This window comes from Pseudomonas sp. Z003-0.4C(8344-21), from assembly GCF_900104975.1.
Taxonomy (GTDB): Bacteria; Pseudomonadota; Gammaproteobacteria; order Pseudomonadales; family Pseudomonadaceae; genus Aquipseudomonas; species Aquipseudomonas granadensis.
The window spans coordinates 2,069,329-2,090,946 of the sequence record NZ_LT629756.1 but is presented as its reverse complement, the minus strand read 5'-3'; the positions used below and the strand labels follow the sequence as shown (position 1 = coordinate 2,090,946).

Annotated in this window: 17 protein-coding genes; all 17 read right to left on the bottom strand. The window is 56.3% G+C overall.

The features are described from left to right. Positions 1 to 109 precede the first annotated feature (109 nt). A complete protein-coding gene (locus BLU24_RS09640; RefSeq protein WP_090285033.1) occupies positions 110 to 2,104 on the bottom strand; it encodes a polysaccharide biosynthesis protein in 1,995 nt (664 codons plus the stop codon). Positions 2,105 to 2,360: 256 nt separating this feature from the next. Continuing rightward, positions 2,361 to 6,179, bottom strand: coding sequence for a glycosyltransferase (locus BLU24_RS09635; RefSeq protein WP_172833251.1), 3,819 nt, complete (start codon positions 6,177 to 6,179; stop codon positions 2,361 to 2,363). An 87-nt stretch (positions 6,180 to 6,266) separates the two neighbouring features. Beyond that, positions 6,267 to 7,526 (bottom strand): ABC transporter ATP-binding protein, encoded by a 1,260-nt coding sequence (locus BLU24_RS09630; protein WP_090285037.1) that lies wholly within the window; start codon positions 7,524 to 7,526, stop codon positions 6,267 to 6,269. Continuing rightward, complete coding sequence (locus BLU24_RS09625) at positions 7,526 to 8,314, bottom strand: ABC transporter permease (RefSeq protein ID WP_093099561.1); 789 nt, start codon at positions 8,312 to 8,314, stop codon at positions 7,526 to 7,528. The genes BLU24_RS09630 and BLU24_RS09625 overlap by 1 nt, the downstream gene beginning before the upstream one ends. Positions 8,315 to 8,385: 71 nt before the next feature. After that, positions 8,386 to 9,477: an acyltransferase family protein gene (locus BLU24_RS09620; protein ID WP_093099559.1), complete on the bottom strand. Its 1,092-nt coding sequence runs from the start codon at positions 9,475 to 9,477 to the stop codon at positions 8,386 to 8,388. Between the two features lie 214 nt (positions 9,478 to 9,691). Next, positions 9,692 to 10,708: an MraY family glycosyltransferase gene (locus BLU24_RS09615; protein ID WP_093099557.1), complete on the bottom strand. Its 1,017-nt coding sequence runs from the start codon at positions 10,706 to 10,708 to the stop codon at positions 9,692 to 9,694. After that, on the bottom strand, positions 10,705 to 11,664 hold the full coding sequence (locus tag BLU24_RS09610) for a UDP-glucose 4-epimerase family protein (RefSeq protein WP_093099554.1): 960 nt from the start codon (positions 11,662 to 11,664) through the stop codon (positions 10,705 to 10,707). Before BLU24_RS09610 ends, BLU24_RS09615 begins: the two co-directional genes overlap by 4 nt. Next, positions 11,661 to 12,584 carry a glycosyltransferase gene (locus tag BLU24_RS09605; RefSeq protein WP_093099551.1) on the bottom strand — a complete coding sequence of 308 codons (924 nt, stop codon included), beginning with the start codon at positions 12,582 to 12,584 and terminating at the stop codon, positions 11,661 to 11,663. Before BLU24_RS09605 ends, BLU24_RS09610 begins: the two co-directional genes overlap by 4 nt. Before the next feature lie 49 nt (positions 12,585 to 12,633). Beyond that, on the bottom strand, positions 12,634 to 13,524 hold the full coding sequence (rfbA, locus tag BLU24_RS09600) for a glucose-1-phosphate thymidylyltransferase RfbA (RefSeq protein WP_090285049.1): 891 nt from the start codon (positions 13,522 to 13,524) through the stop codon (positions 12,634 to 12,636). Next, entirely contained in the window at positions 13,521 to 14,414 is an 894-nt protein-coding gene (gene rfbD, locus BLU24_RS09595) for a dTDP-4-dehydrorhamnose reductase (protein ID WP_093099549.1), read from the bottom strand. Before rfbD ends, rfbA begins: the two co-directional genes overlap by 4 nt. Then, positions 14,411 to 15,487: a dTDP-glucose 4,6-dehydratase gene (rfbB, locus tag BLU24_RS09590; protein WP_093099547.1), complete on the bottom strand. Its 1,077-nt coding sequence runs from the start codon at positions 15,485 to 15,487 to the stop codon at positions 14,411 to 14,413. The genes rfbD and rfbB overlap by 4 nt, the downstream gene beginning before the upstream one ends. Before the next feature lie 225 nt (positions 15,488 to 15,712). Then, positions 15,713 to 15,952 carry a lipopolysaccharide assembly protein LapA domain-containing protein gene (locus tag BLU24_RS09585; RefSeq protein ID WP_093099544.1) on the bottom strand — a complete coding sequence of 80 codons (240 nt, stop codon included), beginning with the start codon at positions 15,950 to 15,952 and terminating at the stop codon, positions 15,713 to 15,715. Positions 15,953 to 15,979: 27 nt separating this feature from the next. Beyond that, entirely contained in the window at positions 15,980 to 16,276 is a 297-nt protein-coding gene (gene ihfB, locus BLU24_RS09580; RefSeq protein WP_003189779.1) for an integration host factor subunit beta, read from the bottom strand. Between the two features lie 153 nt (positions 16,277 to 16,429). Beyond that, positions 16,430 to 16,708, bottom strand: a complete 279-nt coding sequence (locus BLU24_RS09575) for a hypothetical protein (protein ID WP_093099542.1) — start codon at positions 16,706 to 16,708, stop codon at positions 16,430 to 16,432. Between the two features lie 195 nt (positions 16,709 to 16,903). Beyond that, entirely contained in the window at positions 16,904 to 18,586 is a 1,683-nt protein-coding gene (gene rpsA / locus BLU24_RS09570; protein ID WP_093099539.1) for a 30S ribosomal protein S1, read from the bottom strand. A gap of 119 nt (positions 18,587 to 18,705) precedes the next feature. Beyond that, positions 18,706 to 19,395 carry a (d)CMP kinase gene (cmk, locus tag BLU24_RS09565; protein ID WP_093099537.1) on the bottom strand — a complete coding sequence of 230 codons (690 nt, stop codon included), beginning with the start codon at positions 19,393 to 19,395 and terminating at the stop codon, positions 18,706 to 18,708. Continuing rightward, positions 19,392 to 21,599: a bifunctional prephenate dehydrogenase/3-phosphoshikimate 1-carboxyvinyltransferase gene (locus BLU24_RS09560; protein WP_231990200.1), complete on the bottom strand. Its 2,208-nt coding sequence runs from the start codon at positions 21,597 to 21,599 to the stop codon at positions 19,392 to 19,394. The genes cmk and BLU24_RS09560 overlap by 4 nt, the downstream gene beginning before the upstream one ends. Positions 21,600 to 21,618 lie beyond the last annotated feature (19 nt).

The following is a 21,618-nucleotide window of genomic DNA, read 5'->3' as shown; positions in this document are numbered from 1 at the left end:
AGTGACGCTCCATCATCGTTTGAGAAAGCAGCTTTTCCGAAGCTGCTCTTCAAACGTAGGTCATGGCGGGGGGATGTCAAAAATGCGAGCGTTACAGGATGTGAAACAATCAGGTTTCAAGGCGGCGCTGCTGATAGATCCAGTCGACTATCTCGCCGTCTGGTGTGTAGCCGCTGACAGTCTCGCGCAGGAGCTGACGAACGCGGGCGTAGTCGTCACTTTCAACGGCGGCGAGCAGCTCGCTTAGCCTGACCTTCAACACATCCCACGGCAAATGGTCTTCATTGGCTGTCATGATCATCGGATGCGGCGTGGACGCGACGTTATCGCCGATCAGCAGCTCCTCGTACAGCTTTTCACCAGGGCGCAAACCCGTGAACTCGATGGAAATATCGCCCTGCGGATTTCGTTCGGAACGAATGCTCAAACCGGACAGATGAATCATTTTCTCCGCCAGTTCCACTATTTTTACCGGCTCCCCCATGTCCAGCACGAACACGTCGCCGCCCTGCCCCATCGAACCTGCCTGGATCACCAGTTGAGCAGCTTCTGGAATGGTCATGAAATAACGTGTGATTTTCGGATGGGTCACCGTGAGTGGGCCGCCAGACTTTATCTGGCTGTGAAACAGCGGAATGACCGATCCGGAGGAGCCCAGCACATTGCCAAAGCGCACCATGGTAAAACGCGTCTTGTTGACCCTGGAAACATTGGACTTGTCGCCAAACAAGACCGGCGCGACCTCCCGACTCAGTGCCTGCAAGGTCAATTCGGCCAACCGCTTGGTACTGCCCATGACATTGGTCGGACGCACCGCCTTATCGGTGGAAATAAGCACAAAGTTCGACACGCCCGACTGCAAGGCCGCCTGTGCAGTGTTGAGCGTGCCGATCACATTGTTGAGCACGCCTTCAGCGATATTGTGTTCAACCATCGGCACGTGCTTATAAGCCGCCGCGTGGTAAACCGTATCAACTTTCCAGGTTTTCATCACATCCAGCAGCTTGTCCTGATGCCGTATCGAACCGAGGATGGGCAACAACCTGACCTGGACCGATTCACGACACCCGCGCTCTTCCAGTTCACGCAAGATGCTGTACAGATTGAACTCACTGTGTTCGAACAGGATAAGTGTGGTCGGCTGCAGTAAAAAAATCTGCCGGCAGAGCTCCGAACCGATGGAGCCACCCGCTCCGGTCACCATCACCGTTTTGCCGGTGATACAGCGTTCCAGCAGATCGGGCTGCGCAGGCACCGCGTCTCGACCCAGCAGGTCGGCGATGTCGACTTCCTGAATGTCTTCGACTCTGACCCGCCCGCTGGCCAGATCCGTGAAGTTGGGCACACTGCGTACATGCAGAGGAAAACCTTCCAGCAGATCGAGTATCTCCCGCCGGCGCGCGCGGGTGGACGACGGCAGTGCGAGCAGGATTTCCTGAGCGCCGGTCACGTCGATCATTTGCTGGATATGTTTGGGTTTATAGACCTGCAGGCCTGAGATCGATCTATCGGAAATGCCAGGATCATCGTCAATGAAAGCCACAGGGCGCAGGACCCGCCCCATGCGCAGTGCCGCGACCAACTGATTGCCCGCCACGCCGGCTCCGTAAACAGCCACTTTGGTCAGACCGTCATCGCGGTTGGTAAAGGGCACATGTTGCGCCGCGGTGAACCAGTCCCCCATGAAATACTGGCGCATGCACAAGCGCAGGCCGCCAATGATGACAAGGCTCAACCACCAGTAATTGAAAATGATCGAACGTGGCACAACGACCTGGTGATTGCTGTACCAGTAGACGACGAGCGCCAGAACCAGCGAGGACAGACTGACAGCCTTGATGATCGCGATAAGCGCGTCATTGCCGAAATAGCGCATCACGGCGCGATACATTCCGAACCGAACGAACAGAGGAATGGCGACAAGCGGTGCACAGATGAACAACCACAGGTGGACCTTGAACGGATTGACCATCTCGTCGATGCCCAGCCTGACGATGAACGCCATCCACAGCGCTACCCAGACCAGGACGATGTCCGTGACAACTTGCAGCATCCTCTTGTTTCTACGCGGCAGGCCCAGCAGGAACTGCCTCATCTTGTCCATATTGATCTCTGGCACCTACGAGAACTCCTTTCAGCGGGCAACAGAACCCGAAAATCTACCGCCGCCCGACACTGTAAACCCATGCAGCGCAGTTTTGCTGTGGATTTCGAAATGAAGCCCGGGTTCCGACAAAACACAATCCGATGACGCTGAAGCATCAATGCACGCCATCCCTGAAATCCCGGCGCGTCTCGACACTTAGTCAACTGAACAGCGTCATCGCTCGCGCTGTCCAGTTGACTACTCAGGCGATGCATCATGCAGACGCGGTGTAACCCTCACAGGATTTCGCTGCCCGTCCCTTGGCTATGTTGTAAGCATCGTGCAACAACTTGTGCCGCTCCAGACGGATATTCGGGTCTGCCGGAGTACGGAACAAGGAAGTGGTTTTCGCGACGTAAGTAAACTTGTTGCCAAAACCGTATCTGAGCCACAGGTTCCAGTCTTCAAGATTGCTCATATCGGTCTCAAATCCGCCACGTTGCAAGTAAAGCTCACGCTTGAAGAGTAGCGACTGAATCGGAATGAAGTTGTGGTCCAGCAGGACGTTGTAGTCGTATTCCTGTTTGAAGTAGGAAGGCGTTTCATGACTCGTCTCGGTGTAACGTCCATCCGCGCCAGTGATGGTGCCGACTTCCATGGCCAGTGAATAGGCCGCCACCGATTCGTGATCTTTTGCCAGCGCTCCGATCAACACTTCGACGTGATCGGAGAACAGCAGATCATCATCATCCAGGAACATGCAGTAAGTACCCTTGGCCATTTCGAGGCCATGGTTGCCGGTGACGGACCGACCGACTTTGTCCATCCCGTAGAAGCGGATCGGGTGACCTGGCTGTTGCTGGAACTCAGCCACCAGCTCTTTCATCGTCTCACCGCCGTCTTCAACCACCACCAGCTCTACGTTCGGATAAGTCTGATTGCGTACGGAGATGATCGCCTGACGCAGAAACTCGGTGCGGTTGCGATAAGTTCGGGTGACGATCGTGACAAGCGGCATCTCGTCGAGTTGCTCACCGATTGTCCAGAAGGCGCCGTCCCGAATCATTTCGTAGTCGAACCCGCGGAAGGGGAAGTACGTTTCCTTGCTGGAACCCTTGCCCGACAGAAAGTGCGGCGCTTTGCGAACGATCTTGCCGATGTTGCCAATCAAATCACGCCGAACGCCAGCATAAACTTCCGGGCGGAACAACAGAGCACTTTGCAGGACCAGCGCGCCGAACTTGTCGCTCATATCGCCATAACGCAGGCGCAGATAAGCGTTCGCCAACGTACTGCCGGTGAACTGAATCGGCTTGACATGGTTCTCGTGCTCGTAGGTGTAGTGGTAAACCACTGCCGACGGGCAGTATTTCAACTGGTAACCGAAAGACCGGAATCGATAGGACAATTCGACATCTTCGCCATACATGAAAATTTCATGCTCATAACCGCCCACCTTGAAGTAAGCGGAGCGCCGGACCAGGATGCAGGCATGGGAAGACCAGTTGGTTTCCAGAGTGACCGGGTCATAATATTTCGGATGTTCGTAGGGCGCCTGACGCAACTCCCATGACGCAACGGCTCCAGAGGTATCGCTGCCTGCCGCCGCTACCGCATTGGCGATGGATCGCGGCGCGAACACGATGTCGATGTTGCTGATCAGAATCCATTCGGATTGACCGGTCTTGATCGCCCGATCATGTCCCAGACCGAAGCCGACGTTTTTGCCCTGAACCACTTCAAAACCCGCCACCTGCGACGCGAGTGTGGTTTTCCAGCGTTGCAGCTCGGCCACAGTATTGTCGCTGGAGCCGTTATCGACAAAACACAGGTTGAGTTTTTGCAGCGGATATTCCTGCGCGGTCAGCGATGCAAAGAATCCATCGACCCACTTGCTGCTGTTATAGGTCACGATCGAGACGTCAATGACGGGCTGCGCGTCGAGCGCCGGCAACGTCGGTGCGTAGACAAAACGCCGATCCGCGATCGCTTGCACGGCGGCGAGATTGTTTCGGGAGTTGATCGCCCGCATCATTTTCGCTTGCACGTTTTTGATCAGGTGCCGCACACGCATGCGCACGCCAATCAGCGCCGGGAATTTCTGGTAAACCGGGCGCAGTACGGCACGCGGATTCCTGACCACGCGCTGCATTTTCCCCCAGCCGCGCAGAACCAGACGGCTAACGCCGCGCAACGGCCGGGTGATTTGCCACGATCTGGAGATATAAATCTTCCAGAGATCGTACTTGAGCACCTCTATCTGCTCTTCGCGCGCCTGCAATTGCTCTTCACGCGCCTGCAAAAGCTGCGTCAGTCGTTCCTGCTCGAGGAGCAGCTGGTTTTGCATCTGAATGAGTTCGTCGTTGTCATTCATATACCTGTCGCTCAGGACCAGACTGAGCCTGTCATCCGTCGCCGAAAGTTGCTCTTTTGTTTCATGTAATTGGTGGCGAACACCCGATAGCTCGGCCTGCATGTCCAGATACGTATGATTGAGCGCAGCCAGATCCGCCTGCACCTCCAGCGCCTTGTCTTCAAGCCAGGTGATGTAAGACTGCTGACGGTAAACTTCCAGTTCCGCGTCGAATGCATTCCTCGTCTGACCGCTGACTGATGTCCGGGTCAAGCGCGAAAGGTGCGCCGATGGCTCGATGAATTGCGCCTCGCTCAAAAAGTAGCGGGACTGCGCAAAGTCCAGAAGCAACGCCCGGAATTCCCGGCTGCACGGTGCGACAGCACCGTTCGCTTGCCAGTGGGATGCAAGATCCTGCGGTTGTTTCACATCGATGGTCAAACCGGTGCCGCTGTACGGCGCCTTACCCAACGCGTAGACAGTCTTTCCAGCCAGGGCGGCTTCAAAACCCGCCGAAGAGTTGATCGTGAACACCACATCGGCGCTGGCAATCAATTGCGTGATGCTGTGTTCCCTGTCGGCCACCTCGACATGTTCGGGCAACTCAGGCACCTCATCCAAGGGATGCGGTTTGACAATTACCCGGTAATCCTTGTTTCCGATGACAGTCAGCACATGATCGACGTACTCGGCCATGCTTGCGAAAGGCGAGCCCATGATGATGTTCGAGTCATCCTGCACCTGCAGCAGAATCAGAGCCGTCGGCAGCTGTTGATTTCCCTCCAGACGATAACTCTCTTCCATCTGCGCGAGTCGTTCCAGCGCCTCCTCGGTCGGTTGGGCGCCGGTCTGCTGCCGATACTCGGCAAATTCGACGGCAAATCCACTGCGTACATTGACCCCACGGGTGTCCGAGTAATAAGCCATTGGATTTGGCGCGCGCAACATACCCAGCTCATTGAAAAGCAAAGGCACATCATTGGCCGCACACACGGTTTCGAGGCTACCGTCGTAGTTCCAGCAGAACACCAGATCCGGGTCCACGTTGTCGATCAAGGCAGTGACAAAATGATCATGGAATTTCAATGGCTGCTTATTGAGGAGGCAGCGCCAGTCTTCCAGCCAGTGGGCATTACCTGACACCGGGTACTCACACCCGTAAGAAGACGGACTGATCCACGCGTGGCGGAAATCCGGGTATTGAGCCTTGAGCTCATCAGAACCAACGAAGATGCACTCCCAGCCTTCGTCGCTGAACTTGTTGGCCAGTGGCAGATAGACGTCAACGATACTGCTGAATAATGTTGCACGCTCTCTCAACACCAGTGGCAAGGTGTAGAAAACCACGCGTTTGTATTTGCGCGAAGCGACTTTGGCTGCGGGATCCCCCGCCGCGATGCTTTCAGGCTCGATATTGAATTTCACCACCGAGTTGGCTGCGATGATGGAGCCGTTGCCGATCACGGCACCGGCCAGTACCGAAGCGCTGGCACCGATCCATACATCATCGCCGATGCTGACTTCAGCCAGTCGCAGGCCCTGATTCTTGATGGGCGCGTGCAAATCATAGCGATGGGCCGACGAAGTGATGGAAACGTTGGGCGCAACCAACACATCCTTGCCGATGGTCACCTTGCCACTGCCGTTGATCCAGGTACCGCAATTGATGACAGTACCCGAACCGATACGCAAGTAGCCTTGCGCCCCGCATTCGATGACGACGTTATCGCGCAACTGCACACCGTCCTCGATGATGCACTCAGCCGCTTCGTCGACATGAAACCTGACTGTGTCAGCGATATCAGCATTACCGATCTTAAGCATGATTCAAGCAACCTTCACTACGTTGACAGTTGACGGGCAATAGGCAACGCCCACGATCTGACGTCCACCGGACACGCTGACTTTGCGCATCGGCCAACGTTGATCAAGCTCAACGCGTTCTCCGTCCAGACTCGCCATACCGATAAACAGAAAATATTCTCCCGGGGCAACATTCAACGGGAAGGTAAAACTGATCTTGTAAGCGCCTGCATCCAGATCGAATTTACACCCGGCCAGCAACGTATTGTCCCCGGCAACATCGACGCCTTTGGCATCGCGCAGGGAATAACCCATGACCACTTCCTTGAGTTGTGCGTACGACTGCACATAGCAATGCATCGTGACATCTTCGGTGGGTTCGAAGTGGCTGGTCTGCGTTCCATCGGCACTGAAAAAGTCGACGGCATTGATCTTTGCCGCGCCGGAACCGAACCGGACCTCCGAGATATCCCCCAACTCAGTGTCGTAGGAAACATCGACATGCTGTTCTTCGACCACCGGGACAGACACCGAACTGCTGTTGCGAACTTTCTTTTCGTAGTTTTTGGTCGCGGTCAGCACATCGGTGCTGTGGTCGATGATCTGTCCGTTCTGCATGACAATAACGGCCTGGCAGAAACGAATGACCGACTGGGTATCGTGCGAAACGAACAGGATCGTCGTGCCACGCTCTTGCATATGCTTCATCTTGAGCATGCATTTGAGCTGGAATCCCGCATCTCCGACGCTTAGCGCTTCGTCAACGATCAGCACATCCGGCTCGACGTTGATCGCCACGGAAAAAGCCAGACGCGCAAACATGCCACTGCTGTACATGCGAACGGGCTGATTGACGAAATCGCCAATATCGGCGAACTCGAGAATCGCCGCGATCCGCGTCTGCATTTCCTCACGGGAGTAACCCATAAGGGAGCCTTGGAAATAAATGTTCTCAACGCCGGTGTAATCGGGATTGAAGCCTGCACCCAGCTCCAGCAGGGAAGCTACCCGACCGACAACCGTGACCTCGCCGCTGGAGGGTGTCAGCACGCCGGTGAGGATTTTCAGCAAGGTACTTTTACCTGCGCCGTTTTTTCCCAAGATTCCGACTGTCTGGCCTTTTTCGACAGTAAAAGAGACATCGGTCAGCGCATGAAAATCATGATGCCGATGCTTGCCGAAGAGCGAAAGAGCTTCGACCAGCCTGTCGACCGGCTTGTTGTAAAGCCTGTAGACCTTACTGACATTTCGGACGCTGATTGCGCTCTCGTTCACTGCATTCATCACAAAACATCCGCAAAATGAGGTCTTAACTTTCTGAACGTATGCCAGCCCACGAACATCAGGACAATCATGACGCCCCAGAAAAACAGGGTCTGGGTCGGACGTTGCCAAAACCAGACATCACGTATGAGCGAGTCTCTGAATCCTTCGACAATGTAGGCAAACGGGTTCAACCGCAGATACGACGCTGCCCTGCCCTGAATCGCATCGATATCCCAGAACACAGGCGTCAACCAGAACCCGAACTGCGTAGCCATCGCCACCAACTGACTCAGGTCGGGAAAAAAAATAACCACCGAGCTGGTAATCCAGGCGATTGCCAGAAGCAGCATGAACAGACAGGCGATGTAATACCCTACCTGCAACCAGTAAAGGTTCGGCTCATAGCCGTAGATAACGAAGAGCAGCAACAGGATGAACACGAAGAACACGTGTACCAGCACTGCCGAGCTAAGTTTGACCAATGGCAGCAGCGATACCTTGAAAACGATTTTCTTCACCAGAAAACTGTTTTCCTTGACCGCCGTGCATCCGGAATTCAATGCTTCGACGGTGAAAAACCACGGAACCAGGCCGCACACCAGCCACAAGACAAAAGGGAAATCTCCGTGGGGAGCCGCCTTGAACCCGAACTGAAACACGAACCACAGAATCAGTGTGGTCGCGCAGGGTTGAATGAATACCCACAAAAATCCGAGATAGTTAGTCAGGTAGCGAGCCCGAAGATCATTTGAAATCAGGCTCACCAGAATCCTGCGGTCCGCCAGCATTGCCCTGAGCCAACTCATTGAAAATCTCCGGACGTTTCCATCTCGTTCATCACCGTTTCACAACTACCGCACGACATCATGGCTTCCATTTAACGATCCGGGGTCATCGGCTTCAGGCTTTCAGCCTCTGGCACAAAAACCGGTTTTGTCTGCGCGCCGACCTCTGCCCTGGACTTGTCCCTGGGCTTGAATTTCAACACGCGTTTTTCCACCAGATGCCAGGACGCATAGCCAAGCACCAAGGTGATGGCAATCGTGACAAACAGGTAAAGCGGATAGGACATCTCCGGGAATTTCAGCAATACAAACTGCTGGACCGGGAAAGCGTAGATGTACACACCGTAGGAACAGTCACCCACGCGATTGATCCAGCTGCCCAAACGGCTGCTGGACAAGCCATAAGCCAGGACAACGTAAGGCAGGCTGATCCAGAGCAGGATCTTCGAGACCGGGGCATACGGCGCCAGCAGAATGGTCGCCATGATCAGCACGCAAACACCCGATAGACTGAACCAGCGCTCAAGCCGCCACTTCGCGTAACAGGCACCAATCATGAAATAGATGCCGGTCAGGAAAATATTACGGACATCAGTGCCATAGACCACCACCAGTTCCGCGCCACGCCAGCACCAGAAAATAACGGTCAGCGCGAACCCTGCGGTTGCTGCTGCATATACCCAGCGACCGCTCTTGAAGATCAGCCCGAGCGCGACGACGACCAGGTACATGAAGAATTCTACCGGCAGACTCCACAACGAACCGTTGACGGCATTGGGGACGCGCGCGTGCTCCAGAACACCGGGCAGGTAGAACACCGGACTCAGGATGACATTCCACAGATAACCCCAGAATTGCGGATGCGCGAAATACTCACTGATCGTCAGAGTCGTAAACAGCGGCCCCAGAATGAACATGCTGATCAGCACGACCACGATCAATGCCGGAAAAATGCGCAACGATCGCTTGATCAGGAAATTGCCCACCGAAGGTGTGGAATCCCAACTCTTGACGATCAGATAACCACTGATTATGAAGAAAATTTCGATGCCCAGACCGCCGTAGGAGGCAAGCCCCAGAAAGCCGGCCGGCGGGTTGCCGTAAAAGGCGAAGGAGTGGGCGTATAGGACCAGTAGCGCAGCAATCAGCCGAAGCAAGTTTAAATTATTATCCTTATGCTGCATTTATTACCGCTCCACTACTGTGAACTGCTCAAATTGACTGACATGTTTTAAGAGATTTCCCGGCTATGCCTACCAGGCCAGATCCGTCTGACCTCCACTGGCAACAGCCTCATCCGCTCGGCCTGCGCGGGGGGGCGATCATACCACTATCCTAATCAAGGTCCACGCCCGCCAAGGCCTCTAGCGAAGCAGCACGCTGGCACGCACTCATCAATCAAGCGGTTTCCCGAGTACCTGCGCCAAATTTCGCCGCCAGCCACAGCAATGGTGCATACGCGATGATCAACCCGGTGATACCGGAGACCACACCCAGCGCCACCAACAGCGCGCAAGGCAGTAACCACAACAGGTTTATCGCAACGACAGCGAGGGTGACCGTCTTGTGGCTCTGGAAATGTCGGGATGCATATTGATACGCATGGCTGCGATGGGCTTGATAAACCTTGTCACCATTGAGCAGGCGCCTGCACAGCGTCCAGGTCGAGTCCACCACAAAAACGCCTAACAGGATGACCCAGCTCCAGAGCAAGTCCGGGGCGACGATGGCCGCGCCAAGGGACAATATTCCCAGCGCCATGCCAAGAAATCCGCTGCCGGCGTCGCCCATGAAGATGCGCGCCGGCGGATAGTTCCAGCAGAGAAACCCGGCCACGGCACCGCTCAATAAAAGCGCGCCCCAGAGCGGTTCCGCATGCCCGCTAACCACGTAGATCAAAGCACTGCCCAGACAAGCACATAGCGCCTCGGCGCTTGCCAGCCCGTCGATGCCATCCATGAAATTGTAGAGATTGAGCATCCACACCAGATACACCACGGCAAGCAGGTTCCCGATCCATCCGAAATCGACAACCGAACCGAAAACGGCTACCGGGGCCAGTCCATCAAGCCAGCACAATGCCCAGATGGCTGCGCAAAAATGCCCCAGCAGGCGCCACCTGGCAGCAATATGCCCGTGATCGTCGGCGAATCCGATGATCGCCACCAACAAGCCGCTGCCCGACAGCGCGCAAAAAGTCGCCAGGTCCAGCAGCTCCAGCCCATACAGCACGGGCAACGCCAGCAGAAATGTGGCAACGATGGCCACACCACCGCCACGCGGCGTGGCCACGGTGTGCGAGCTGCGCTCGTTAGGGATATCCATCAAGCGTTTGGAAAGCGCGTAGTGCCTCAAACCCAGGGTCAATGCCCAGGACAGCAGAAAAACCAAAGTGAGCAAGCCGGCAAAAATCATCTCTTTCGAGTTCCCTGAAAATGGTCCGCGGTGCGCCGCAAAGCAGTGTCGACGTCAATCGGCGGCACCCAGCCCAGCAAGGCAGCGTTTTTGCTGATATCGACTTGCAGTGATTCACAGATTCGCTGCGCAACATTGCGCCGACCGACAACTGCCGCAAAGAACAGCAGCCATTTCGCCGGTACGGGTAACAAGCGAACCTTCTTCTGCAATGCCGATGCCATTCGCTTGAGCAAAACCGGAGTCGATAAATCGTCGCCGTCGCCGACGAGAAAGGTTTGTCCGGCAGCGGCCGGGTGATTGATGCAAGCAGTGATCAGACTCACCAGATTACCGATCGCCACCAGACTGCGCTGATTGCGGATGCCGCCCAAGGGCAAAACAATGCCTTTGTTCAGCACTTTGAGCAGACTGAGAAAGTTGGCTTTCACACCAGGCCCGTAAACCAGCGGCGGACGGATGATCACGATTTCCATGCCCGTTTGCTGGCCAAACGAACGCAAAGCCTGCTCGGCTTCGTGCTTGCTCAAGCCATAAGGGTCCTCGGGAGCCGGCACATCGTCAGCCGTAAAGGGGCGACCGCAAACGGTACGTTCACCGTTGACCTTGATCGAGCTGATGTAAACAAACCGCTTGACCCCGGCCTGCGCAGCCGATCGGGCCAGTTGCAAGGTTGCGTCGACATTGACGCGACGAAATTCGGCGAGCGCATCATCCGCTGTCTCGCGCATGACATGCACGCGCGCCGCTGCGTGCACGACTACGTCGATACCCGCCAGCTGCGCCGCAGAACTTGAGCCAAGCTCAAGCTGAACAAGCGGACACAGGCCTTGCAGACGCGTGGGGCCACGCACCGCTGCCACGGGCGCGAACCGGCGATCGAGCAGTAGATGGAACACGAGCGCTTCACCGACGAACCCCCTCGCACCGGTAACCAGTACTTTACAAGGACTCACCTGACAGCCTTCCCTGCAAGCGCTGTGCCCCAGCAAATCAGAAAAAACAGTACGCGATCCCTGATACGCCGACGGCAGTGCCACGACGCAAACGAAAGGCGTATCAATTGCCAGCGGCGCAATTGCAGCCAGCTGCTGACGAACGGATCGGTCGTGCGGTCTGTCAGTCTTGCGATCAAGGCAACCTGGGTAAACCACCAGCCGTCATGAACCGACTTGTAACGCGCAATCATCGTGCCCAGGCCGGTGTTGGCGCCGACCTGATTGTTTTCATGCTGCCGATATTCCATTGAAGGACGGGGATCGATGTACCAGCGATAGCCATGACTGCGAGCGAAGGCATAGCAATACCAGTCATGCAGGGTGACATCTTGCAGTTCTTCCCAATGTGTCAGCATCGATTGCTTCATCGCATGAGCCAACGTCGCGCTCAGCACATAAGTGCACCCGGGGCCGGCCGCTTCGAAAAGGAAATCCCAACGCGTTTGCGGTTGTGCCTTGTGGATCAGACGCCTGCTGCCGTTTTCCCAGAACGCCGTGACGTTACTGGAACAGGCATCGGCACCCGTGTCGCGCAACGAGGCGATAGCCCGCTCCAGCTTGTCGTCATGCCAGATATCGTCTTGATCAGCAAAGGAGACATAGTCGTAATCGCGCAAATCGACATCACGCAGCAGTCGAAAGAAATTGCGTGACGCGCCTCCAAAACGCTCGCCGCATGGCAGAAGGTTTACATTTGCGTGCCTGGCCGCAAATTCTTCGCACCAGGACTCCGTGCCGTCAGTGGACGCATCGACGCTGATGTAAATACTGACCTGCACCGCAACCTGGCCCAGGATCGAAGCTATCTGCTCTTCGATCCATTGCATTCCATTGTAAGCGGCCAGCAAAACCGCAACCCGGGGAGTTCTTACTGGCATTCCATTCCTGCTTGCACGATTTTGACAACATGGGCGAGATCGCAAAGACTCAGCGAGTGCTGGAGTCCAGCAATTTCTGCAAGTACTGGCCGTAGCCGGTTTTCTTCAGACTGTCCGCCTGTTTTGCCAACTGCTGCGCTTCAATCCAGCCGTTGTTGAACGCGATCTCTTCGAGACAGGCGACCTTCAAGCCCTGGCGCTGCTCAATGGTGTGGACGAAGTGACTGGCTTCCAGCAAGGAGTCGTGCGTGCCTGTGTCCAGCCAGGCAAATCCACGGCCCAGCATCTCGACCTTCAACGATTTGCGCTCGAGGTAGGCCTGGTTGATATCGGTAATTTCCAGCTCGCCACGCGGCGAAGGCTTGATGCTCTTGGCGATCTCGACAACCTGATTGTCGTAGAAGTACAGACCGGTCACCGCGTAGTTGGATTTTGGCTTGACGGGTTTCTCTTCGATACTCAGCGCACGCCCCGTTGCGTCAAACTCCACCACACCAAAACGCTCGGGATCGGAAACGTGATAACCGAACACCGTCGCACCGTGTGTTTGATCGGTCGCGGCGCGCAAATTGTCGGAAAAGTGCTGACCGTAAAAGATGTTGTCGCCGAGTATCAGGCAGCAAGGATCCTCGCCGATGAACTCCTCGCCAATGATGAACGCCTGAGCCAGGCCGTCCGGACTTGGCTGTTCGGCATAAGTGAGCTTGATACCGTAGGTACTGCCATCGCCGAGCAACTTGCGAAAGCAGGGCAAATCTTCAGGCGTGGAAATAATCAGAATTTCGCGCATGCCTGCGAGCATCAGCACAGACAGCGGATAAAAGATCATCGGCTTGTCGTAGATCGGCAGCATCTGTTTCGAAACGCCGAGAGTCAGCGGATGCAGGCGCGTGCCCGAGCCGCCGGCGAGGATGATGCCTTTACGATTTGTCGTGGTCATTTGTTCAGAACTTCCATAAGCATTCGGGTTACACCACTTTGCCAATCCGGCAAGTGCAGAGAAAAATTGTCGCGCAGCTTCTGAGTATTCAAGCGGGAATTCAAGGGGCGGCGTGCAGGTGTCGGATAGGCTGTGGTTTCAATCGGATCAACGGCTTTCACGGTAAGCTGCTCACCGTTGGCCTGAGCGAATTCGATCACATGCGTGGCGTAACCATGCCAGGACACCTCACCGGCAGCAGCCAGGTGATACAAACCCGACAGATGTTGCTGATCCATAACCTGGCGGAGCGCCACAGCCGTGACGTCGGCGATCAGGTCTGCGCCAGTCGGCGCGCCGATCTGATCGGCGATCACGCTCAGGGTTTCACGATCCTTCGCCAGGCGCAGCATGGTCTTGGCAAAGTTATTCCCGCGGGCTCCGTATACCCAACTGGTGCGAAAGACCAGGTGTTTGCACCCTGAGGCAATAATCGCCTGCTCGCCGGCGAGCTTGCTGGCGCCGTAATGATTGACCGGTGCAACAGGATCCGTCTCCAGCCATGGCGTCACACCCTGACCATTGAAAACATAATCCGTTGAGTAATGGACCAGCCAGGCGCCCGACGCGGCGGCTTCTTCAGCCATGACGCCAGTCGCCAGGCCGTTGATGCGACTGGCCAGCTCGGTCTCTGATTCAGCCTTGTCGACTGCAGTATAGGCAGCGGCATTGACAATGACGTCAGGCGCTACCTGCCGGATTGTCGAGCGCAAGGATTCAAGGCTCGCAAGATCTCCGCTCAGCCCTCCCAGCGTTTGACGGTCAAGTGCGACCAACTCACCGAGTGGCGCCAGAGAGCGCTGCAATTCCCAGCCCACCTGGCCATTTTTCCCCAACAGAAGGATTTTCATGCTTTATTCGAACGATCTGCGTAGTTTTGATCGATCCACTGCTGATAGCTGCCGCTCTTCACGTGCTCTACCCATTCGGCATTGTTCAGGTACCACTCGACCGTCTTGCGGATACCGGTTTCGAACGTTTCTTCAGGCGCCCAGCCAAGTTCTCGCTGGATTTTGCCCGCATCGATCGCGTAGCGCTGGTCATGACCTGGGCGGTCTTGCACGTAGGTGATCAGACTGGCATGGGGGCGGTGGGCGGAATCCGGCCGCAGCTCATCAAGCAATGCACACAAGGTATGTACCACTTCGATATTCTGCTTTTCATTATGCCCGCCGATGTTGTAGGTCTCACCGATAACGCCTTCGGTGACTACTTTGTAAAGGGCGCGAGCGTGGTCCTCCACATAAAGCCAGTCACGCACCTGGTCGCCTTTGCCGTAGACGGGCAGCGGCTTGCCTTCCAGTGCATTGAGAATGATCAGCGGGATCAACTTCTCCGGGAAGTGGCATGGGCCATAGTTGTTCGAGCAGTTGGTAACCAGTGTCGGCAGGCCATAAGTACGAGCCCAGGCACGTACCAGATGATCGGAACTGGCCTTGCTTGCCGAATAAGGCGAGCTTGGCTGGTAAGGCGTGGTTTCAGTGAAAAGATCTTCGGGCCCCTCGAGGTCTCCGTAAACTTCATCCGTCGAAATATGGTGGAAGCGGAAGTTGGCTTTGCGCGCAACGTCCAGCGCAGCCCAGTAATGGCGAGCGGCTTCAAGCAGCGTGTAGGTGCCGATAATATTGGTCTGAATGAATTCCGAAGGGCCGGAAATCGAGCGATCGACATGAGATTCGGCAGCCAGATGCATGATTGCATCCGGTTGATGCTCACGCAGAACCCGGTCGATCTGATCACGATCACAGATGTCGACACGCTCGAATGCGTAACGCGAATTCTGGCTGACCTCGGCCAGAGACTCCAGATTGCCAGCGTACGTCAGCTTATCGACATTAACGACGGAATCGGTAGTGTTCGAGATGATGTGACGGATGACTGCCGAGCCGATAAACCCGGCGCCGCCGGTAACTAGAATTTTCACGCGAAACGATACCCTTGAGCTGCAGACATAGCCCCCGAAAAGAGCGCTGTCTAATCCATGAATGCTGATGCCATAAGCAATTGGCATCCGTCAGAGTCAGTCTGAATCGACAGGCGGTGTCGCACTGTCGAACAAGGGCTGCATTTTACAGCTTAATGAGGGTTTTACTAACGGATAAAGACAGGTCGCGACGCAATTTGGACAGCTGCCCCGCACCTTCCGCTATCAGACGAGCCGCTTACGCGAAGCTTTGGACGTACGTCCCAGAAACCAACCGAGAACCGGGCCGATCAGCATGCCAATCAGCAACGCCAATACGACAATCAACGATACTGGCAACTGCGGACCGGACAAACCCAGAAACAATAACGCCACCGACTGCTGGTTCTCCAGGACAAACGCCAGAACGACCAAAACCAGCAAAAGGATGAAAACGCCAAGAAGTATGCGCTTGAGGTTACGCATAAGTAACCCTCCGAAATACAGCGACTGTCAAACCCCCTCCTCCTCTTCTTCGTTCACTCGATCGCGCAATTCCTTGCCCGGCTTGAAATGCGGAACGAATTTACCGTCCAGACTGACCGACTGGCCGGTCTTCGGATTACGGCCGACGCGCGGCGCTCGGTAGTGCAGGGAGAAGCTGCCAAACCCGCGGATCTCGATGCGATCACCGGTGGCCAGACATTGGGACATTTGTTCAAGCATGGTCTTGATGGCCAGCTCCACATCCTTGGATGAGAGTAGCCCTTGATGGGTGACAATTCGTTCGATCAACTCCGACTTCGTCATATTTTTCCCTTCTTTTTCAAGCAGCTAGATCAGCGCTTGAAAGGTTTTAGCATGCCCGGAAGAATTTGAACAGCCCAGGGATTGACATATCTTTCCCAACGTAAAAATGCCCATTTTCAGGGCACCTGATCGACACGTCGGACTTCAGCGCAATCAACGACAGATCACCAGCATGGTCCGAGTCAGATAGCCAGCAGGGTTGAAGCCAAACGGATATTCATCTTCCTCCTTGGCATCGTCGGACCTCGTAACGACTTTGTAACCGGCGCCCTTGCACTCCTTCGCCGCGCGCCTCTGACACTTCTCCCAACCGGAACCCAGGCCGGAGCAGTCGACCTCAATCCCGCTGACACCACGTACTGCGTGAGTCTTCGCACTGGTGGTACACCCGGCCAGCACCAGCACTGCTGCCAATACAATAATCTTGTTCATCCACTTCCTTATGCCAGGCCAGTGCCCGACGACTGCACGCTCAAGACCAAGCTTAGTCGCGAATAGGCGATTGATCCGATTAAAGAAACAGACCCGCAAGCGAAGGCATTGGTTTCATGCACGGACGTACAAAGACCAAATCGCAGGCACAAAAAAGGGCGACCGAAGTCGCCCTTTTTCATGATCAAGCAGAACTTAGTTCTGTTTGGCCATTGCTTGACGCAGCAGTGCAGCCATAGTGGTATCGGCAGCGGCTTCCGGAGTCTCTTTCAAGCTCTGGATAGCTTCTTTCTCTTCAGCATCGTCTTTCGACTTGATCGAGAGCTGGATTACGCGGCTCTTGCGATCAACGCTGATGATCTTGGCTTCAACTTCCTGGCCTTCTTTCAGAACGTTGCGCGCGTCTTCAACGCGGTCACGGCTGATTTCGGAGGCTTTCAGGGTAGCTTCGATGTCGTCGGCCAGAACGATGATGGCGCCTTTGGCGTCAACTTCTTTCACGGTACCGGTCACGATAGCGCCCTTGTCGTTAACCGAGACGTACTCGGAGAACGGATCGCTTTCCAGTTGCTTGATGCCCAGGGAGATGCGCTCGCGCTCTGGGTCAACCGACAGGATGACGGTGTCCAGCTCGTCGCCCTTCTTGAAACGACGTACGGCTTCTTCGCCCACTTCGTTCCAGGAGATGTCGGACAGGTGAACCAGACCGTCGATGCCGCCGTCCAGACCAATGAAGATACCGAAATCGGTGATCGACTTGATGGTGCCGGAGATCTTGTCGCCCTTGTTGAACTGGCCAGAGAAGTCTTCCCATGGGTTCGACTTGCACTGTTTGATGCCCAGGGAGATACGACGACGCTCTTCGTCGATGTCCAGAACCATGACTTCCACTTCGTCGCCGACTTGTACGACTTTCGAAGGGTGGATGTTCTTGTTGGTCCAGTCCATTTCCGAAACGTGTACCAGACCTTCAACGCCTTCTTCCAGCTCTGCGAAGCAGCCGTAGTCGGTCAGGTTGGTTACACGAGCGGTAACGCGAGTGCCTTCTGGGTAACGGGCTTTGATAGCAACCCATGGATCTTCGCCCAGTTGCTTCAGGCCCAGGGAAACACGATTGCGCTCGCGATCGTACTTCAGAACCTTGACGTCGATCTCGTCACCAACGTTGACGATCTCGGAAGGATGCTTGATGCGCTTCCACGCCATGTCGGTGATGTGCAGCAGGCCGTCCACGCCACCCAGATCGACGAATGCGCCGTAATCGGTGAGGTTTTTGACGATACCTTTGACTTGCTGGCCTTCCTGCAGGGATTCCAGCAGAGCTTCACGCTCGGCGGAGTTCTCGGCTTCGAGGACGCTGCGACGGGAAACGACAACGTTGTTGCGCTTCTGGTCCAGCTTGATGACCTTGAATTCCAGCTCTTTGCCTTCCAGGTGCGTGGTGTCGCGCACTGGACGGACGTCAACCAGGGAACCTGGCAGGAACGCACGGATGCCGTTAACGTCGACAGTGAAGCCGCCTTTAACCTTACCGTTGATAACGCCCTTGACCACTTCCTCGGCTGCGAAGGCTGCTTCCAGAACGATCCAGCATTCAGCGCGCTTGGCTTTTTCACGGGACAGCTTGGTTTCGCCAAAGCCGTCTTCAACCGAATCCAGAGCAACGTGAACTTCATCACCAACGTTGATGTTCAGTTCGCCAGCATCGTTGTAGAACTGCTCAAGCGGGATGAGCGCTTCAGACTTCAGACCAGCGTGAACGGTTACCCAGCGAGCCTGATAATCGATATCAACGATAACACCGGTGATGATGGAGCCTGCCTGAAGGTTCAGGGTTTTCAGGCTTTCTTCAAAGAGTTCCGCAAAGCTTTCGCTCATTTTAATTCCTGTAGATGAGGGCGAAGTAAACGCCCATCTCCACACCCCAGACGGTGTGGGTTAGTTTCATTTAAAAGAAGCACCGCAGGACTATGACTGGTCCCCTGCGCCCTTCTTGGTCACCCGGCGATATCGCGAATGGCGATCTCGCTCATGATGCGTTTAAGCACCTGATCGATGGAAAGCTCCGTGGAATCCAGCTGAATCGCGTCGGCCGCCGGCTTGAGCGGGGCTACTGCGCGCTGGGTGTCACGCTCATCGCGTGCACGGATCTCATCTAGCAGACTCGACAGACTAACACCCTCGACTTTGCCCTTCAACTGCAAATATCGACGGCGCGCCCGCTCCTCGGCGCTGGCGGTGAGGAAAATCTTCAGCGGCGCATCAGGAAAAACCACTGTGCCCATGTCGCGACCATCGGCCACCAGACCCGGCGCCTCCTGGAATGCGCGCTGGCGCTGCAGCAGCGCCTCGCGCACGGCAGGCAGCGCAGCCACTTGCGAAGCGCCGGAGCCGACGCTTTCAGTGCGAATGACATCGCTGACTTCGTCGCCTTCCAGAATGATCCGCTGCAACTGACCTTCGGTCGCGGCGATGAACTGCACATCCAGATGAGCGGCCAATGTTTTCAGCAGCTCTTCATTGGTCAGGTCGACGCCATGGTTGTGCGCAGCGAATGCAAGCAAACGATAAAGCGCACCGGAATCCAGCAGGTTCCAGCCCAGACGCTTGGCCAGAATCCCGGCGACGGTGCCTTTGCCCGAGCCGCTTGGCCCATCGATGGTGATGACCGGTGCAATGTTTTTCACGACTGAGCCTCTTGTGCCACACGAATACCGACTTGCCCGCACAGCGCGAGGAAGTTGGGGAACGACGTCGCGACGTTGGCGCAATCATGGATGCGGATCGGTGCAGTGGCGCGCAAGGAGGCAACGCTGAAGGCCATGGCGATACGGTGATCGCCGTGACCATGCACCTCACCGCCGCCGATCTGGCCGCCATCGATGATGATGCCGTCCGGGGTTGGCTGGCATTTTACGCCCAGCGCCAACAGCCCGTCAGCCATCACCTGAATGCGATCCGATTCCTTGACCCGCAACTCTTCGGCACCGGTCAGCACGGTACGCCCTTCAGCGCATGCAGCCGCCACGAACAGCACCGGGAACTCATCGATGGCCAACGGCACCAGCTCTTCAGGAATCTCGATGCCTTTGAGTTTCGCCGCGCGCACGCGCAGGTCAGCCACTGGCTCGCCGCCGACTTCACGCTGGTTTTCCAGGGTGATGTCCGCTCCCATCAGACGCAGGATGTCGATGACGCCGGTGCGGGTCGGGTTGATGCCGACGTGTTCAAGTACCAGCTCGGAACCTTCGGCAATCGACGCCGCCACCAGGAAGAACGCCGACGAAGAAATATCGCCCGGTACTTCGATATGAGTCGCGGTCAGCTTGCCACCGGATTCAACCGAAGCCGTAGCACCTTCGACGCTCACCGGGTAACCGAAACCGCGCAACATGCGCTCGGTGTGGTCACGGGTTGGCGCCGGCTCGGTCACAGTGGTTTTGCCTTCGGCGTACAGACCGGCAAGCAGCAGGCAGGATTTCACCTGGGCGCTGGCCATCGGCATGGTGTACGTCAGACCTTTGAGCTTGTTGCCGCCGCGAATGGTCATCGGTGGACGACCTTCTGCTGCGGTTTCAATCACCGCGCCCATTTCACGCAGTGGATTGGCCACCCGATTCATCGGGCGCTTGGACAGCGACGCATCGCCGGTCAGGGTGCTGTCGAAGTTCTGCGCCGCCAGCAGGCCGGACAGCAGACGCATCGAGGTACCGGAGTTGCCCAGATAGATCGGCCCCGGCGCAGGTTTCAGGCCGTGCAGGCCGACACCATGAATGGTCACGCGGCCGTGGTGCGGGCCTTCGATGACCACGCCCATGTCGCGGAACGCCTGCAAGGTTGCCAGGGCGTCTTCGCCCTCGAGAAAACCTTCGACTTCGGTGACGCCTTCGGCCAGCGAGCCGAGCATGATCGAACGGTGGGAAATCGATTTGTCACCCGGTACGCGAATCCGACCGGACAGGCGGCCACCAGGTTGAGCCAGGAAGATCAGATCGTTGGAATTCATAGCGTCCACATAGGCCCTGCGGGCCAGGATTTTACTGAAATGCTCGCGGGCAACCCGGGCGCGCGTGAAAACGCCCAACAATTGGTGCCCATCCCCTGCATCGACCGCGTCGCGCAAGGCGTCGAGGTCGCTGCGAAATGTATCGAGTGTGCGCAGGACAGCCTCGCGATTGGCGAGAAAGATGTCGTGCCACATCACCGGGTCGCTTCCGGCGATTCTTGTGAAATCGCGAAAACCACCGGCAGCGTAACGGAAGATCTCCAGATTTTCATTGCGCTTGGCCAACGAATCGACCAGACCGAAGGCCAGCAGGTGCGGCAGATGGCTGGTCGCCGCCAGCACTTCGTCGTGCCGTTCGACCTGCATGTGCTCGACGTCGGCACCCAATTCGCGCCACAGACGATCGACCACAGCCAATGCGGCCGGATCCGTCTGCTCAAGCGGCGTGAGGATCACCTTATGACGACGGAACAACTCACCATTGGACGCCTCTACCCCGCTCTGCTCGGACCCGGCGATCGGATGCCCCGGCACGAAACGCACCGGCATGCCGCCGAACGCTTCGGTTGCCGCACGCACCACATTACCCTTGGCGCTGCCGACATCGGTCAGAATCGCCTGCCCCAGATCCATGCCCGCCAACCGCGCGAGCAGTTTTTCCATGGCCAGGATCGGCACTGCCAACTGAATCACGTCAGCGCCTTGGCAGGCAGCGGCCAAGTCGTCTTCGCAGCGATCAACCACACCCAACTCGACCGCCAGCTTGCGCGATTGCGGGTCGAGATCGACCCCGACCACTTCGCGGCAGACACCGCTTTCACGCAAGCCTTTGGCAAACGAACCACCGATCAACCCCAGACCGACCACCACAAGGCGCCCGATCATAGGTGCAGCAGATTGCAGT

Excerpts from the sequence above, each read along its gene's own strand:
- rfbA (WP_090285049.1), bottom strand. The coding sequence starts at position 13,524 with ATGACCACGACAAATCGTAAAGGCATCATCCTCGCCGGCGGCTCGGGC.
- BLU24_RS09585 (WP_093099544.1), bottom strand. The coding sequence starts at position 15,952 with ATGCGTAACCTCAAGCGCATACTTCTTGGCGTTTTCATCCTTTTGCTG.
- BLU24_RS09560 (WP_231990200.1), bottom strand. The coding sequence starts at position 21,599 with ATGATCGGGCGCCTTGTGGTGGTCGGTCTGGGGTTGATCGGTGGTTCG.
- BLU24_RS09640 (WP_090285033.1), bottom strand. The coding sequence starts at position 2,104 with ATGGACAAGATGAGGCAGTTCCTGCTGGGCCTGCCGCGTAGAAACAAG.
- ihfB (WP_003189779.1), bottom strand. The coding sequence starts at position 16,276 with ATGACGAAGTCGGAGTTGATCGAACGAATTGTCACCCATCAAGGGCTA.
- rfbD (WP_093099549.1), bottom strand. The coding sequence starts at position 14,414 with ATGAAAATCCTTCTGTTGGGGAAAAATGGCCAGGTGGGCTGGGAATTG.
- rpsA (WP_093099539.1), bottom strand. The coding sequence starts at position 18,586 with ATGAGCGAAAGCTTTGCGGAACTCTTTGAAGAAAGCCTGAAAACCCTG.
- BLU24_RS09615 (WP_093099557.1), bottom strand. The coding sequence starts at position 10,708 with ATGATTTTTGCCGGCTTGCTCACTTTGGTTTTTCTGCTGTCCTGGGCA.
- BLU24_RS09620 (WP_093099559.1), bottom strand. The coding sequence starts at position 9,477 with ATGCAGCATAAGGATAATAATTTAAACTTGCTTCGGCTGATTGCTGCG.
- BLU24_RS09625 (WP_093099561.1), bottom strand. The coding sequence starts at position 8,314 with ATGAGTTGGCTCAGGGCAATGCTGGCGGACCGCAGGATTCTGGTGAGC.
- BLU24_RS09630 (WP_090285037.1), bottom strand. The coding sequence starts at position 7,526 with ATGAATGCAGTGAACGAGAGCGCAATCAGCGTCCGAAATGTCAGTAAG.
- BLU24_RS09575 (WP_093099542.1), bottom strand. The coding sequence starts at position 16,708 with ATGAACAAGATTATTGTATTGGCAGCAGTGCTGGTGCTGGCCGGGTGT.
- BLU24_RS09605 (WP_093099551.1), bottom strand. The coding sequence starts at position 12,584 with ATGCCAGTAAGAACTCCCCGGGTTGCGGTTTTGCTGGCCGCTTACAAT.